Annotated in this window: 20 protein-coding genes; 10 read left to right on the forward strand and 10 right to left on the reverse strand. The window is 36.9% G+C overall.

The genetic code is table 11. The annotated features are described in order from the left end of the window. Positions 1–149 precede the first annotated feature (149 nt). Positions 150–482: a sporulation membrane protein YtrH gene (gene ytrH / locus KI343_RS04820; RefSeq protein ID WP_212925306.1), complete on the forward strand. Its 333-nt coding sequence runs from the start codon at positions 150–152 to the stop codon at positions 480–482. Continuing rightward, positions 482–985 carry a sporulation membrane protein YtrI gene (ytrI, locus tag KI343_RS04825; protein ID WP_212925307.1) on the forward strand — a complete coding sequence of 168 codons (504 nt, stop codon included), beginning with the start codon at positions 482–484 and terminating at the stop codon, positions 983–985. Before ytrH ends, ytrI begins: the two co-directional genes overlap by 1 nt. Before the next feature lie 165 nt (positions 986–1,150). Here the strand turns inward: ytrI and KI343_RS04830 are convergent, their stop codons facing one another. Further along, entirely contained in the window at positions 1,151–2,101 is a 951-nt protein-coding gene (locus KI343_RS04830) for a DHH family phosphoesterase (RefSeq protein WP_212925432.1), read from the reverse strand. 102 nt (positions 2,102–2,203) lie between these two features. On the opposite strand from KI343_RS04830, the gene KI343_RS04835 reads away from it, so the two are divergent. Continuing rightward, entirely contained in the window at positions 2,204–2,497 is a 294-nt protein-coding gene (locus KI343_RS04835) for a YtpI family protein (RefSeq protein ID WP_212925308.1), read from the forward strand. Between the two features lie 309 nt (positions 2,498–2,806). On the opposite strand, the gene KI343_RS04840 is transcribed toward KI343_RS04835, so the two are convergent. The 3 genes from KI343_RS04840 to KI343_RS04850 all read right to left on the reverse strand — a co-directional run bounded on the left by KI343_RS04840 (position 2,807) and on the right by KI343_RS04850 (position 6,030). Next, positions 2,807–4,114 (reverse strand): DRTGG domain-containing protein, encoded by a 1,308-nt coding sequence (locus KI343_RS04840; RefSeq protein WP_212925309.1) that lies wholly within the window; start codon positions 4,112–4,114, stop codon positions 2,807–2,809. 262 nt (positions 4,115–4,376) lie between these two features. Next, on the reverse strand, positions 4,377–4,964 hold the full coding sequence (locus tag KI343_RS04845) for a replication-relaxation family protein (protein ID WP_212925310.1): 588 nt from the start codon (positions 4,962–4,964) through the stop codon (positions 4,377–4,379). Next, the gene (locus tag KI343_RS04850) at positions 4,906–6,030 is read right to left on the reverse strand and encodes an FtsK/SpoIIIE domain-containing protein (RefSeq protein WP_212925311.1); all 1,125 of its coding nucleotides are present in this window, start codon (positions 6,028–6,030) and stop codon (positions 4,906–4,908) included. The genes KI343_RS04845 and KI343_RS04850 overlap by 59 nt, the downstream gene beginning before the upstream one ends. A gap of 217 nt (positions 6,031–6,247) precedes the next feature. Here KI343_RS04850 and KI343_RS04855 point away from each other — a divergent pair, with 217 nt between their 5' ends. Further along, positions 6,248–6,454, forward strand: a complete 207-nt coding sequence (locus KI343_RS04855) for a helix-turn-helix domain-containing protein (protein ID WP_212925312.1) — start codon at positions 6,248–6,250, stop codon at positions 6,452–6,454. Positions 6,455–6,463: 9 nt separating this feature from the next. Here the strand turns inward: KI343_RS04855 and KI343_RS04860 are convergent, their stop codons facing one another. Together KI343_RS04860 and KI343_RS04865 are read right to left on the reverse strand one after the other, a co-directional pair. Beyond that, a complete protein-coding gene (locus KI343_RS04860; RefSeq protein WP_212925313.1) occupies positions 6,464–6,718 on the reverse strand; it encodes a hypothetical protein in 255 nt (84 codons plus the stop codon). 50 nt (positions 6,719–6,768) lie between these two features. Further along, a complete protein-coding gene (locus KI343_RS04865) occupies positions 6,769–7,107 on the reverse strand; it encodes a YolD-like family protein (RefSeq protein ID WP_212925314.1) in 339 nt (112 codons plus the stop codon). Positions 7,108–7,280: 173 nt separating this feature from the next. On the opposite strand from KI343_RS04865, the gene KI343_RS04870 reads away from it, so the two are divergent. The 4 genes from KI343_RS04870 to KI343_RS04885 all read left to right on the forward strand — a co-directional run bounded on the left by KI343_RS04870 (position 7,281) and on the right by KI343_RS04885 (position 9,516). Next, positions 7,281–7,652, forward strand: coding sequence for a hypothetical protein (locus KI343_RS04870; RefSeq protein WP_212925315.1), 372 nt, complete (start codon positions 7,281–7,283; stop codon positions 7,650–7,652). Continuing rightward, positions 7,649–8,989 carry a hypothetical protein gene (locus tag KI343_RS04875; protein WP_212925316.1) on the forward strand — a complete coding sequence of 447 codons (1,341 nt, stop codon included), beginning with the start codon at positions 7,649–7,651 and terminating at the stop codon, positions 8,987–8,989. Before KI343_RS04870 ends, KI343_RS04875 begins: the two co-directional genes overlap by 4 nt. Then, on the forward strand, positions 8,982–9,209 hold the full coding sequence (locus KI343_RS04880; protein WP_212925317.1) for a helix-turn-helix domain-containing protein: 228 nt from the start codon (positions 8,982–8,984) through the stop codon (positions 9,207–9,209). Before KI343_RS04875 ends, KI343_RS04880 begins: the two co-directional genes overlap by 8 nt. A gap of 97 nt (positions 9,210–9,306) precedes the next feature. Then, complete coding sequence (locus tag KI343_RS04885; RefSeq protein WP_212925318.1) at positions 9,307–9,516, forward strand: hypothetical protein; 210 nt, start codon at positions 9,307–9,309, stop codon at positions 9,514–9,516. A gap of 146 nt (positions 9,517–9,662) precedes the next feature. Here KI343_RS04885 and KI343_RS04890 read toward each other — a convergent pair whose 3' ends face one another. After that, a complete protein-coding gene (locus KI343_RS04890; protein ID WP_212925319.1) occupies positions 9,663–11,114 on the reverse strand; it encodes an IS1182 family transposase in 1,452 nt (483 codons plus the stop codon). A gap of 225 nt (positions 11,115–11,339) precedes the next feature. Here KI343_RS04890 and KI343_RS04895 point away from each other — a divergent pair, with 225 nt between their 5' ends. Then, positions 11,340–11,696, forward strand: a complete 357-nt coding sequence (locus KI343_RS04895) for a hypothetical protein (protein ID WP_212925320.1) — start codon at positions 11,340–11,342, stop codon at positions 11,694–11,696. A gap of 66 nt (positions 11,697–11,762) precedes the next feature. Continuing rightward, the gene (locus KI343_RS04900; RefSeq protein WP_212925321.1) at positions 11,763–11,906 is read left to right on the forward strand and encodes a hypothetical protein; all 144 of its coding nucleotides are present in this window, start codon (positions 11,763–11,765) and stop codon (positions 11,904–11,906) included. A gap of 41 nt (positions 11,907–11,947) precedes the next feature. Here KI343_RS04900 and KI343_RS04905 read toward each other — a convergent pair whose 3' ends face one another. From KI343_RS04905 to KI343_RS04915, 3 genes are read right to left on the reverse strand one after another with little or no spacing between them, the layout of a single operon-like run. Then, positions 11,948–12,937 (reverse strand): N-acetylmuramoyl-L-alanine amidase, encoded by a 990-nt coding sequence (locus KI343_RS04905; RefSeq protein ID WP_212925322.1) that lies wholly within the window; start codon positions 12,935–12,937, stop codon positions 11,948–11,950. Positions 12,938–12,983: 46 nt separating this feature from the next. After that, the gene (locus KI343_RS04910) at positions 12,984–13,229 is read right to left on the reverse strand and encodes a phage holin (RefSeq protein ID WP_212925323.1); all 246 of its coding nucleotides are present in this window, start codon (positions 13,227–13,229) and stop codon (positions 12,984–12,986) included. Between the two features lie 34 nt (positions 13,230–13,263). Further along, positions 13,264–13,560 (reverse strand): hypothetical protein, encoded by a 297-nt coding sequence (locus KI343_RS04915; RefSeq protein WP_212925324.1) that lies wholly within the window; start codon positions 13,558–13,560, stop codon positions 13,264–13,266. Positions 13,561–13,570 lie beyond the last annotated feature (10 nt).

A 13,570-nucleotide genomic window follows, 5' to 3' on the forward strand; every position in this document is an offset into this window, starting at 1 on the left:
ATATCCATTATAACAAGCTCGCACATATGTGCCTACGGATTTAGTTTTTTTCATAACTTGTCTCTCTAACTCATATGCTAGAATATAGCACCTCCCTAGAATACGGGTAGCCAATTATAAGCCAAGCTATGATACAAGGAGTGTTACTTATGGAGGAACGATTTTTTGCAGCATTTATTCATTGTTTTTTTATTGCACTGGGAGTTATCATCGGAGGCTCTATTATTGGCAGCATCGGGGATTTTGCAACGGGAGATGCAGCTTTAACTTCCATGAATCGAATTGCAGAGCGTTTAAGAATATGGGGGATTGTCGCTGCCATCGGCGGAACATTCGATGCTATTGCTAATTTTGAAAGAGGCGTGTTCGATGGAACGCCAATGGATCTATTAAAACAAATCCTATTAATTTTATCGGCGATGGGCGGCGTCAAAGTCGGTCTTATTATTATTCAATGGTTCTCACAAGGAGATGTTCCCTAATGCATGTCCCTCCATATCATAAAAAGCCTGGCTGGCAGCTGATTTTTGTCGGTTTCTTTTTTGGAAGCATTATATCTTATATCATCTTTATTTATATGTACGGCACAATGTATGACGAAATTTTAAAAGAAAACATTGAACTATCTAATGAGGTAACGGAGCTACAGCACACGAATCAAACCTTACTAAAAGATAAAGAAGATTTAAGTGAGCAGACGAAACAACCGCTTACCATTTCAAAAATAACGATCCAAATTGAAGACCCGGATTCTGCGAAAATTGATTTATTAATGCAAGACCAGCTGCGCGCTTTAATTCATGAAGAGATTAATCATGTGATTGGTGAAGAAGTAGAACTAATATCGCGATCAGATCAGCTGCTTACCTCAACCATTGAAAATAAGGCCTTTACACTGGACGGATTGAGCTTCTACTTTGTCGTTCAACGGATTGTATATGGTCCAGAATTAAAAATATCGATTCTCCCTGATTCCGTGCAGTGATAAAGAAAAATATGATTACTCCAAGCCTTTATCATCCTTTTCGAGTATCTTTTGGAAAATCGTTTATATAGATAAAATCCCAAGGTACTTTTCCAATTGGAAAAGTACCTTGGGATAGCTTCTGATTAAAACCTTATTCTTATTCCAACGCGAAAGACATACGTTTTAAGCATGGTTTTTACATACTTCTTCTAAATCTGCAGCTAAATCTTTTGCTTCTTCCCATGTATATATTGTTGCACCCGAAGCTAATGGATGCCCCCCGCCATTATACTTTCTAGCTATCTGATTAATAATTGGTCCTTTTGAGCGGATACGTACACGAATTTGATCCGCTTCCTCAATAAGAAAGAGCCAAGCTTTTATACCCTTTACGTCCGCAACAACTTGAACCAACTGGTTAGATTCTTCCACAGTAACATTAAATTCCTTCAACAAATCTGCAGTTAATTTAATCACACATAAACCGTTCTCGGATAATTGGAAGTTCTGTAAAATATGACCGCTTAAACGTAAGACCTTCTCCTCCGCCTGATACAACTCATTATAGAGCGCGGTTCGGTCAAAATCATAACGAACTAATTCTCCTGCGTATTGAAATGTTTTTACTGTGGTGCTCGGGAATTTAAACCTGCCTGTATCTCCAACAATCCCTGCATATAACAATCGAGCAGCATCATCATTCAGCGACCAGCCACGTGATTCTGCCTCTAATGCGAGTTCAACTATCATCTCTGAAGTGGAGCTTGCATCTGTTGATACCCATTCTATATCTCCATAAGAATCTGTTCCTGGATGATGGTCAATCTTTATTAACTGTCTCCCTGTTTTATAGCGTCCGTCGTCAATACGCGGTTGATTTGCAGTATCGCAGACAATTACTAAACTTTCTTGATACGCACTGTCTTGTACTTGATCCATATTTGCTAAAAATGCTAGAGACGGAGCATCCTCACCTACAGCGTAAACTTCTTTTTCCGGGAAAGAATGCTTAATTAATTCTTTCAAACCTGCCTGTGACCCTATAGCATCTGGATCCGGACGAATATGACGGTGAATGATGATTTTCTGATTTTTTTCAATCGCCTCGATAATTTTTGTTATTTTCACGACAATCTTCCTTTCATATCTAATATAACGATTATTTTCCCTAGATAAAATATCTAGAAAACGCTACAATGAACATAGTATAAAGAATATGTAGTTAGGAGCGTTAAAATGGTTATCTTCCCAATTATCATTATTTTATCAGCAGTCTTTTATATCTATTATAAAGTAGCTATCTTAAAAGAGAAAAGCACATTAACGCAGAAATATTACAACGGCAGAGCAAAATCTTGCCTAGGAGCGTTCATGATAGCTTTTGCGATTAATCAATATACACTCTACCTGACAAAACTTAGTCTGTTTATTGGTGCCGTTATACTTATTTTAGGTTTCATGCAACTCATTCGTGGTTTTAAAGAAGCTAGTCATTATCAAAAAGAGTGGAGAAGATTGCACCCAGAATAAAGTGAAACTTCCTTCAGTGGGGGTTTTCTTTCATCCCCCATTGAAGGTTAGTTGAACGAATCGGGCCGTTACTGGCTGTTAGATCTCCCACTTAGAAATATAATTTTTTACTCATTTTTTGAAGTGGGAGTCTTACAAAAGCCCTTCGATGGGACGAGTAATCGCAGTCCCAGTCCCAGTCCCAGCCAGTTACACTGCGATAAAATAGCCTTCTTGCCTTTCACTTTTTTACATGATTAGCGAAAAACAACTGGAATTCGTATTCTTCCAGTTGTTTTTTATTTCGTAAGCTGGATGGTCGTTTTTTCTTCAGCGATTAATCAGCTGTGCCATTATCAATGCTTTTCCGACCGTTTTTTGTCCGTGCAATACTTCTACATCTATCTTAGCGTAGAGACGTCCAACATCCAGTAGTGTTGGCTTAATATGCAAAATACTATCAATTGGAACTGGCTTGCTAAAATAAACCGTAATGTTCTCAATTGAAATTTCTGCCTTTCGTTCCAATTTCATCATTTTTTCACATGCTTCAGTAATTAAAGCTGTAAATACACCATGGGATAAGGTACCTAAATGGTTTGTCATTTGCGGGATAACATGTGCTTCAAACCAGCCTTCTTCCTGAGCATTTTGCGACATATTATTTGAAACGATATCCTCAATAGTTTCCCCAACCTGTGGCTGCCTTTGGATCTGTTGCATTGCCTTTAATACATCTTGCCTTGAAATTACTCCTTTTAATACATGAGATCCATCCACGACAGGGACAAGTTCAATTCCTTCCCAAACCATCATATGTGCAACAGATGCCAGGGAGGTTTTTTTTTGAACCACTAAAGGCTTACGGCTCATGATACGATCAATAAATGTATTTTGATCTTTTCCTACAATATCTCGGGATGAAACAACCCCTACTACTTTCATACGGTCATCAACTACCGGAAAGCGTGTATGTGAAGAAACTTCATTGTTAATATACCAATCCTTTACCTGCTGTTTTGTCGTCAAATAATAAGAGGATTCAAATGGCGTTGAGATATCTCCCACAAAGACAATTTCCTTCTTAATCAATTGATCATAAATTGCACGGTTGATCATTGCTGCGACGGTAAAAGTATCATAACTTGTGGAAATAATAGGCAATTGTTTTTCATTTGCAAGCTGTTTTACAGCGTCATCAGCATCAAATCCCCCTGTAATCAGAACAGCCGCCCCAGCCTCTAAAGCCAGCTTATGTGCTTTGAGACGATTCCCCACAATCAGTAAAGAATCCGCTTGTGTATAGCGCATCATAGCATTTAATTCCATTGCTCCGATGACAAATTTGCTTAACGTTTTATGCAGTCCATCTCTGCCGCCAAGTACTTGTCCATCAATAATGTTTACTACCTCTGCGAAGGTCAGTTCTTCAAAATTTTCTTTCTTTTTTTGTTCAATGCGGATGGTTCCTACACGTTCTATCGTACTGACAATCCCCTGATTTTCTGCTTCTTTAATTGCACGATAAGCAGTTCCATCACTCACATTTAAATCTTTTGCTATCTGACGGACAGATATTTTACTACCTACTTGCAAAGATAAAATATGCTGCAAAATTTGTTCATGCTTGGTCGCCATCTGCCATCACCTTCTCTCAACTGTACTACATAAAACAAATTAGTTTTATTATACAATTGATACAGATTTTTTAAAGCATAATCACGAAAAAAATATTAAATTTCTTGCTGTATCAATGTTTGTTATTAACTATTATATTACAAAAACGCAAATCAATGCACATAAACTAATTGAATTGGGGCTAAAGTGGGGCTAAGTTGGGGCTAAAAAAATACGTGGGTAGATGTTAAAAATCTATTAGAGAGGCTCGCTCCTCTCTTTTTTAATACACCTGAAACTTTAACCCGTGATTCTCGCATAATGTCTTTAATTTGTTTTTGCGAACATCTGACAATGTACACCAAATCACAGTAGGTCGGTGATTGTATTGCTTGAAAATCGCATAAGAAAGATCTTTGTATTTTTTTATCTTTTCGATGTTAGTTGCCATCGTCTGCTGATTGTCTATTTCCACAAAATGATATTCCCCTCCCTTTTTAAATCTTGCATCAGCAATTATTTTGTTTTCTCCCCACCTAACCGGCCATTCCTTCTTCCAGTCTGCTGGCATGCCCAATCTTATATACAAATCATTCCGCATTAATATGTGAACGACTTCCCTTTTATTTAACTTTCCTTGATTGGATCCGATAATTTGTTTTCCTTTATTTGAAAGATAATATATTTTCTTTTCCAGGCGCGTGGCTAGTAGCAGTTTATCCTTTTCCATCCTGGCCAATATCCGTTGGGCGTTACGATCTCCGCCAAGATTATTTATCACCTGCAGCTGTTCTCTAGTTGCATACGTCAAATTATCCAAAGAAGACAGTATCAGTTCTTCCCTCTGTTGTCTCTTCTGCTGCGCTAACATAATCAGCGAACCTCCTTTTAATGTCCGTATCAGTCACGTACGGCACCTGTATGACGTGTTTGTCTGTTGTCCGATAAATAGCCCTACCTACATTATTTAATGTCTCTGCGCCCTGTTCATCTAATGCTACACGGCTGGCAACTTCTGTCGGTAATCGGAAGCTAACCTTTGCATCAGCATTTTGTTTTATTTGACGCGGCAATGTATCTGCAGTTGGGTATTGCGTTGCAAAAATCAAACGATAACCAAGTGCTCCAGCTACTCTTGCGATGTTGGACAAAACATACTGGCAATAATCTATATCTAATTTTTCATCTTTACTCATGGATTTATGGGGTACTAATTCTGCCCCTTCATCTACAATAATGAATTTGCGTTTTTTTATATCTGTATTTAATACATTCGTGTATCCTTTTGATTTAAAAAATGTCATGTCTCTTTCAATTTCATCAGATAATCTAGCCAGTAAATTAAACGCGTCCAATGAATTACTAGCAATTGATTTTATCTGTCTATAATTATGCTGCGCAAACTCTAATCCTCCTTTTAGATCGATAATGTGGAATTCCGCATTATCAGGATGATTAGTAATCAAATGGGCCATGATTAATTTGAGAAGAACAGTCTTCCCTTGTCTGGTCATCCCGGCAATTGTCATATGCGGGATCTTATCAAAATCATGTGTAACTGGACCATCCAATGACACCCCAATAGGTAAAGTCCATCCTTCGGTTGGATTCCAATCGTATTTAACCTCTTTAGGCAACGTTTGTTTATACACCTTAATATGCAACTTCTGATTAACGAAAGACACTCCTACTGGCTTATTAAGCACCTTTTCCAATACATTTAATTTTTCATCATCCACCAATCCATAAGGGACATGATAGCTGTACAATGTGTATTGATCAGTTCTGTGTGTCTTAAAATGTTTTGGCTCGCGATCCTTTATCTTATAATTTAAATTCCGGAATGTATGCTGAATTTTATCCTTGTCAGATTTATTCCATTTTGCAGCTACATAAATCGTAAATGCAGCCAAGCCCCCTCCTATCAATAAATCCATGTTCGCACCCCTATTCGCTTTAGTATTCCTTTCGCTATTCGCACGGTTACCTATTCGTGCGTATATTCGTTTGTTGATATATGTGTATGCATCAGGGTATAATTTGATACCATTTTTGGTTCACAAATACGAGGAAGGAGTGTCTTGAGGTGGAGGGGAGCGCGAGGGGAGGAGGAAAATAATTTTTCTTGTAGAATATATAAGTTGGGTGATAAAAATGTTAAAAAGCCAAATTGGAAAAGTCATAGATAGCAAAGGTTTAAAACACAGATGGGTTGCTGAACAGGTCGGCGTTTACCCTACTGTTCTATCCAGGTGGGTAAATAATCGTGGGAAACCATCTATAGATAAGCTTTTTAAACTTGCACACATTTTAAATTGTAAAGTTGATGATCTATACACTTGGGAAGATGACGAAAAATAAAGAGAGGGATTACCTCTCTTTATCACCTAATATCACATACATGGGCGGCTCAGTATTCTCATCATCATAAGCGCCTGCCCTAATAAGGTGCATCCTCTTTAATACATATTTCTTCACTTGCATATGTTCTGGTAGCTTCATCGCTTCAAATTCTTGCTCATAATAGCCGTATGTAATTCCTGTCTGCAAATCCAAAGCATCAATAAATCTTTCATCGTCTTCATCGATAAAAGGTATAGTTATTTTGTATCGATTTTTAACCATTAAAAAACCTCCTTGCCATATAAATACGACAAAGAGGTGGAATTCTCCTGCTAAAGAATATGAACTTCCATTATGTCCTCAAATTTAATTTTGACAAAGTCGCTACCCCCTAGCTTTTCAACCACATTAATGTACTTGTCTTGATAGTTAATGCGATCTATATAACCTTGATAAAAACGAAAATCATAATCTTTGTAGTGCTTTATTTCAACAAGTAAATTGTCCTTATGCGCCATCATAAGCTGAAAGCCATTTTCCTCGATTTGTTGTTCATCCAGGATAGGTTTTTCTTTTCGATCTCTTTCTTCCCTCATTTTTCTAAGTAATTCAACTTGTTCCGGCAGCATTAATGATGTCCATTTCATTGTACCTCTATCTCTGATTTCCATGTACAACCCTCCAATAAGAACCTTTGTTCTGAACGCTTGTTCTTATTATACCAAAACGGGGACAGTTGTAAACATGAAATAAATTCCTTGAAAAAAGTTTTATTTTTTGTGTTGACTCTAAACCTTATAGGGTTTATAATAAAATTAACAAATCAAACAAAGGAGCGATTAAGATGAAAAACGTTATGACAAAGGCTTGGGAAATTGCTAAGAAGGGTCAAAAGAAATTCGGCGGAAAAGTGAGAGAATATTTAGCTGGAGCACTTAAAATGGCTTGGGCTTTGTCCCGTAAAACACGCATCACTACTTCTGCTGGCAGTCGTAATCATAAATCTTGGGTGGCGCAAATTACTGGTAAGCATCCCAAGTTTAAACTTAATCGCTCTTTTGTTGAGAGTGTAGATTATAACATGAGCGAACGTTACTTTGATTTAGTTGATGGTATATACGAAGTTTGCGATGCTGGTTCTCGCCAATTTATTCAAATCACAAAAGGTGATGTGGTGAAAATTGAATACAGTGATGTTATGGAGTTGGTTGCGTGACACCGAGGATAGAACTAAGTGGTCAACGTTTTGGCAGACTGAAAGTGATTCGCGAAGTACCGAGAACTAATAAAGAAAGGCGATGGCTTTGCTTGTGTGATTGTGGAAACTATACTGAGGTAATTCAGTCAAGTTTAAGAAACGGCAACACGAAAAGCTGCGGCTGCTTGCAAAAAGAGGCAATGTCTAAAACCGCAAAAACAATGCTCTCTAAAAAAAATAATATTGCAGGCAAAAAGTTCGGCATGTTAACGGCTGTCAAGAAAACAAGAAAAAGTGATGACGGAGCTAAATGGTATTGGTTATGCAAATGCGATTGCGGTAATGAAAAAGAAGTCGCCACAGGGGATTTGAAGAATTTCCTTATCACAAATTGCGGTTGTAAACGAAGAAAAAAACGCTACAAAAATGAAATTATGAATGAACTTTTTGATATTTATAACGATCACGGTGAATTGTCTCTTAAAGAACTTCTGTCTTTATATAATTACTCTTATCATACCTTGCGTAATCACTTTCAAACGTCTGACATGGATAAAATATGGAAAACAATTAAAAATATGAACGAAAAATTTAAAACTGAACCTGCTCCAAAGAAAGAAGGCAAAAAGAACAGGAAATCTGAAAATAAAAAAAGGAAAGTCGTCAAAAGAAAGAGAAAAGAGAAAGGGACTTCTCAAACTGGCCATAACAATATTTATCTTCGTGAAAATGGAAAATTTAGCGTACAAGTTCCTCAAAAGAAACATTTAATATATATTGGAATTTTCGACACTATAGAAAAAGCTGTAGAAGCTAGGAACATGGCTTGGAGCGTAATTGATAAAGAGAAAGATTCGCCGAAATCTCCATCAAATGTTTTGAATTTAACCGGAAAAAAGTTTGGTAGATTAAAGGTTATTATGCGTGCAGGAACAACTGATAAAGGTAACTCATTATGGTTCTGTAAATGCAAATGCGACAATGTAGGCATCTACTATGGAACTGGATTAAAAAACGGCTCTATCACCTCTTGCGGTTGTGGAAAACAAGGGCAAATAGATAACGCAAAACATGCGCTGAATACAAAACATACTGTTGATGGTGTTCAAGTCCCCCTTATCACGAAAAAAGTTCGGTCTGATAGTGATACTGGATATAAAGGGGTGACTAGAAGAAAGGCTAGGAAAGGCAGAAAAGAACGGTATGAAGCGTATATTAGAGTCGACGGGAAAAGAATTCATCTTGGTAGCTCAACGGATATAAATGAAGCTATCCAAATGAGAAAAGATGGAGAAAAGAAATACTATGGAGAAATCATTAAAAAGTACGATGAAAGGATGAACAAAAGTGAATGAAATAGATAACTATATGACACCAGCTGAGGCTGCACACAGATGGGGACTGTCTCAAGATACAGTTAAGAGCCGCCTAAAACCTTCTTTGTATGGTGACAAAAATGACGATATGATCAGTCGTGGTTTAATAAAATCTTTCGCGAAACCCGGAGGAAAACGAAAAGAATGGATTATTTCCGTGCAAGCGATGGAAGAATGGTTCGGAGAAAAACCTCAATAAATTTTGGTTTATGTGTTGACTTTTAACCTTATAAGGTTTATAATATAATTAGAAGGTAGGGAATTGACCTTCAAAAAAATAAAAGGAGTTGTTTTAAATGAGAGAATGGAAAAGAGAAGGGTACAAAGTTGTTGAAGTGGAATTAGACGCAGATTTACATGAGTTTGAAGTAATTAAAGAAGATGAAGTGATTGCTACTATCACCCCGGAAACAATTGAGGATATGGAACAAATCGCATCTGACTTAGATAATGGCGAAGATGTAAACGGATGGGAAGATGGAATGGGTAACACAATCAGCATATAAAAAAGACACCCAAGAATGGAGGCCACTGAAAAACTTATGATTTTCAGTGAAACTAAAAATTTATAATGGAAAAAGACGACTCTATTTCATTTTTTGAAATTTAGAGTCGTCTTTTTATGGATTTATGTATTCTATTTTGCTTATTTTTAACCCATTAGTTTCAATATTCGTTTTAGATTTACCGTGAATATTGCCATGGCTCCTTGCATTTCCATGCCAATTAGACCCGAGGATTCTGAAACATCATACCCGTGTCTATGTTTTAATTCGCTATTTTTAGCCTCTATTTTATAGCGTTCCTTGGACTTTTCTTTAAAATAATCCGTTTCTTGGAACTTTGCCTGCTCGCTATGTTCATCTGATTTAATGCTTACGGAATAGCTCTTGCTTTTAGCTCCAGGTTTGTAACAGCCTTCTCTGAATGGACAAACTTTACATTTTTCAACATCAAAATAGTATGTATCTGTTTGGTTCGTGGATATACCTTTCTTCCCTTGGCGTGCTTTCCGTATTGCCATATGTCCTGCTTTACAGACATACATTCCTGCATCTTTATTAAATTCAAATTCATCTTCTTTTTTTCGATAGCCCTGGGTTACGGATGGGTTTAATTTGGCTACTAACTCCATTTCTTTTTTATTGGTGTATTCAATATTTCCCTTTTCAGAATAAGCTGCATCTCCAATAACTGTTTCTACATTCATGCCGGCTTCCATACTTTTTTCAATCAATGTTTCTAATTGTTTCCCATCGTTTTTCTCACCTGTAGTAACCGTAGCTGCCGTGACGATTCTTTCCTCACTCATCGCTATATGCGTTTTATAGCCGAAAAAGGATGTATCTTTCGTTTTGTGGCCAATCTTTGCATCTTCATCTTCAGAGATTCGTAAATGTTCGATGTCGTCATTTACGGTTTCTTTTAATAGATTTAACTTCTCTTTTACTTTTGGATATTCGGAAATCGTCTCTTCATTTTCAATCACATCCATTAGTTTTTGACAGTATTCAATCTCACCTTCCAACTCATTCGTTGTCGATTTGGAGGGGAATTTTTTCTTCATGGATTCATCAATCTCATAAACCGACTTTCGAAGTTTCTTGGAGCGATCCATCAGTATTTCCTTTGGTGATTTTTGATTATAACGAGCTTTTGTATGGGTGGCATCAACGATGATAGAATTGCTTTTTATAATTTCTTTTTCGATGGCAATTTCCACCGTTTTATTGATCAACATATCTAATAAATTAACATCCTTTAAACGTAATTTACGAAACTTAGTTAACGAACTCGGCTCAATGACGGATTCTTCCGGAGCCATACCAAGGAAATATTTAAAGGACATATCATATTTAGAACGTTCTACGATATCTACATCGGATAGGTCAAAGATGGTTTTAAGAAGTAAATATTTAAACATACGAATCGGATTAATTGCGTTCCGACCATTCGTATGGCAGTATTTATCATTTAATTCATCATACACAAAAGAAAAGTCAACCAATTCATTAATTCTTCGCAAGAAATTATCCTTTGGCACAACTAAATCATAAATTTCCGAATATGGACTTAAATTCATCGACTCTTGTTTTTGGATCATTATAGCCACCCACTTTTACTTGATACTTTTATTGTAACTAAAAAAAGATATGATTCCCATCATAAATTCGGGAATCATATCTTTTTTGGACTTTTTCAGTGGCCTCCAAGAATGAGCGTCTTTTTCTCTAAAATATTTTAATCCACGCTCCCCTAGCCGGGAGCGAATACAACTAGATTATAGCATAATGAATGATAAATATAAAATCAAATTGGAGGAATTTAAATGAAATCAGATGGAAACAGTTTATCAAGAGGATTAACTGAACTGTATATTTTTTCAAATGAATCAACGCCTCCGGTAAAAGAGTTTAGAGAAGGTATAAACAGCGAATATGTTGAACTATCCACGCATTTAAATCCAGAAGTTTCAGCAGCACCAAGCTACACAGGAACACCAGAACATGAGGTGAATGAAATAGATCGATTTAAAAGGGATTTAATTAATCATTATGATTTTGTTCACGTTTACAAATTGGACCATGTAGAATATGATCCAGGAAATGATGCACTGGGAACAAAGTTATTATATATGTATAGCCACAAGGAATTTAACTTAAAAGGCGAACGCAAAATAGCATAAAAAGCGAGGGGCGCCATGCCCCTCATCTATCCATAATATACAAATAAATTTAGAAGGACTGATTAAATGAGCCTAAAATCAAGCATCTATAAAATGTTGAGAATCTGGAACGATATAGATTCGGTGAAAAAAGGAACGGTTGGAAAGCGTATCGGTAGACGCGTTACGGGAAGAGTTGCAGGAAAGACGATAAGGAAGATGTTTAAATAATATGTATAGCCCCTCACCGAGTGAAGGGCTTATTTTTATGATTATAATCGCTTATTTACTTCTTTTCTAACTTTTTCGTATTCTGCCTTGCTGATACCAAGCGACTTCCTGCGGTTTTCATGCCCGGAGCCGTGTTTGCCTTGAATGACTTCTGTAGCCATTTGACTGATAGATTTAGACGTGGGCTTGGCGCCCGTTAAACGTTTATTTACTTCTGATTTTACTTTATTATACTCGCTTTTACTGATACCTAAAGACTTTTGTCGTTGAGCATGCCCGTTACCATGTTGACCTTTTAATACTTCATTAACCATCTGTGTAACAGATTTTTTGGATGCAGGTTTGGTTGTTGATCCAGTACGTTTATTTACTTCAGCACGCACTTTATCGTATTCTGATTGACCGATACCTAGACTCTTACGCCGGTTCTCATGACCACTGCCATGTTTTCCGGCAATAACTTCATCTGCTAATTGGTCGATGGATTTTGTAATTTGTTTAGACCCTGTTTTAGTTTTCTTAGGCTTGGACACCTTCGCACCTTTAACCATGTTAATAAAATCATTCCAGGTAATACCTTGTTGACCTGCTCTGATTTGAGCCGGGCAGTTTTTGCCGGACCAATCATAATGCTGTTTAACGCAATCAATAGATAGATTGTGCTTGTCCATTAGCTGTTTAACTAATTTAGCGCCATTTTCTACAGCTTTTTTGTAATTGCCATCGCTGTTGATACAAATCTCCACGCCAATGGATTGCGTATTCCCAGGACCTTGTCCATCACCACAATGCCAGCACTGCGCTGTATCCTCGAACGATTGATAAGCTTCTTTATCATCTACTGTATATTGCCAAGATGCAGCTCTGCTATTGCCGTTAGATTGTAAGTTGGCATGTACTTTAGCGTTGGCTCCTTTGTTCGTATTACCTGTTTGATGCACTGTAATATAATTAACTGGATTCTTTCCATTGTAAGTTACTTTTGCAGCAACACTCGCCGGTACGATTTGTTTTTTGATTTTGATAGCCATAAATAAAACCTCCTCATAAATTAAAAAGAGCAGCCGCAGCTACTCTTTACTTGAATTTAACTTTCTTATTTTGTTTAGCATCTTTTAAAATGCGGTCTACTTCTTGGGCTTCTTCTGTGATGTTGTTATTCTTCCACCATGTATAAATGGCTGCTCCGACCGTAGCGATATACGAGCCAGCTTCATATAGCATATCTTCACTAAACGGTAATGGGCTCCATCCGAATAACACTAATGCCTGGTTAACAAATAAAATCAGCAATACCCCTAATCTAATAATCGCTTGTTGCATACTTATCATCCTCCTTAAAATGCAAAAATAAGCCCTATTCTGGACTGACTGAATCTAGCCTTTTATGTGCTTGTTTCGCAGATTCCTCTACTCTTGTCACACGCTCGGATAAGTGATTAATCTGTTTTTCATTAGCTTTTAAGTCAATCCGAATGTCATCCACACCTTTTCGGATATAATCTAAACCCGCTTTAAGCTCCGCCCCTTCTTTAGTATCGTTTTTAGTGGATGTACTTTTTTTAGATTGATAAGTTAAATAAGCAATAAGCACACCTAATCCTGCTACAAAAATGGATGCCAACGATATTAAAATACCTAATTCAATTGTCATTCTCGACCCC

Source organism: Oceanobacillus sp. J11TS1, assembly GCF_018333215.1.
In the GTDB taxonomy this organism is placed as follows: domain Bacteria; phylum Bacillota; class Bacilli; order Bacillales; family Amphibacillaceae; genus Oceanobacillus.

What these genes read in the sequence shown, in the direction of transcription:
- ytrH (WP_212925306.1), top strand. Translation starts at nt 150, where the DNA reads ATGGAGGAACGATTTTTTGCAGCATTTATTCATTGTTTTTTTATTGCA.
- ytrI (WP_212925307.1), top strand. Translation starts at nt 482, where the DNA reads ATGCATGTCCCTCCATATCATAAAAAGCCTGGCTGGCAGCTGATTTTT.
- KI343_RS04835 (WP_212925308.1), top strand. Translation starts at nt 2,204, where the DNA reads ATGGTTATCTTCCCAATTATCATTATTTTATCAGCAGTCTTTTATATC.
- KI343_RS04840 (WP_212925309.1), bottom strand. Translation starts at nt 4,114, where the DNA reads ATGGCGACCAAGCATGAACAAATTTTGCAGCATATTTTATCTTTGCAA.
- KI343_RS04845 (WP_212925310.1), bottom strand. Translation starts at nt 4,964, where the DNA reads ATGTTAGCGCAGCAGAAGAGACAACAGAGGGAAGAACTGATACTGTCT.
- KI343_RS04850 (WP_212925311.1), bottom strand. Translation starts at nt 6,030, where the DNA reads ATGGATTTATTGATAGGAGGGGGCTTGGCTGCATTTACGATTTATGTA.
- KI343_RS04855 (WP_212925312.1), top strand. Translation starts at nt 6,248, where the DNA reads ATGTTAAAAAGCCAAATTGGAAAAGTCATAGATAGCAAAGGTTTAAAA.
- KI343_RS04860 (WP_212925313.1), bottom strand. Translation starts at nt 6,718, where the DNA reads ATGGTTAAAAATCGATACAAAATAACTATACCTTTTATCGATGAAGAC.
- KI343_RS04865 (WP_212925314.1), bottom strand. Translation starts at nt 7,107, where the DNA reads ATGGAAATCAGAGATAGAGGTACAATGAAATGGACATCATTAATGCTG.
- KI343_RS04870 (WP_212925315.1), top strand. Translation starts at nt 7,281, where the DNA reads ATGAAAAACGTTATGACAAAGGCTTGGGAAATTGCTAAGAAGGGTCAA.
- KI343_RS04885 (WP_212925318.1), top strand. Translation starts at nt 9,307, where the DNA reads ATGAGAGAATGGAAAAGAGAAGGGTACAAAGTTGTTGAAGTGGAATTA.
- KI343_RS04890 (WP_212925319.1), bottom strand. Translation starts at nt 11,114, where the DNA reads ATGATCCAAAAACAAGAGTCGATGAATTTAAGTCCATATTCGGAAATT.
- KI343_RS04895 (WP_212925320.1), top strand. Translation starts at nt 11,340, where the DNA reads ATGAAATCAGATGGAAACAGTTTATCAAGAGGATTAACTGAACTGTAT.
- KI343_RS04900 (WP_212925321.1), top strand. Translation starts at nt 11,763, where the DNA reads ATGAGCCTAAAATCAAGCATCTATAAAATGTTGAGAATCTGGAACGAT.
- KI343_RS04905 (WP_212925322.1), bottom strand. Translation starts at nt 12,937, where the DNA reads ATGGCTATCAAAATCAAAAAACAAATCGTACCGGCGAGTGTTGCTGCA.
- KI343_RS04910 (WP_212925323.1), bottom strand. Translation starts at nt 13,229, where the DNA reads ATGCAACAAGCGATTATTAGATTAGGGGTATTGCTGATTTTATTTGTT.
- KI343_RS04915 (WP_212925324.1), bottom strand. Translation starts at nt 13,560, where the DNA reads ATGACAATTGAATTAGGTATTTTAATATCGTTGGCATCCATTTTTGTA.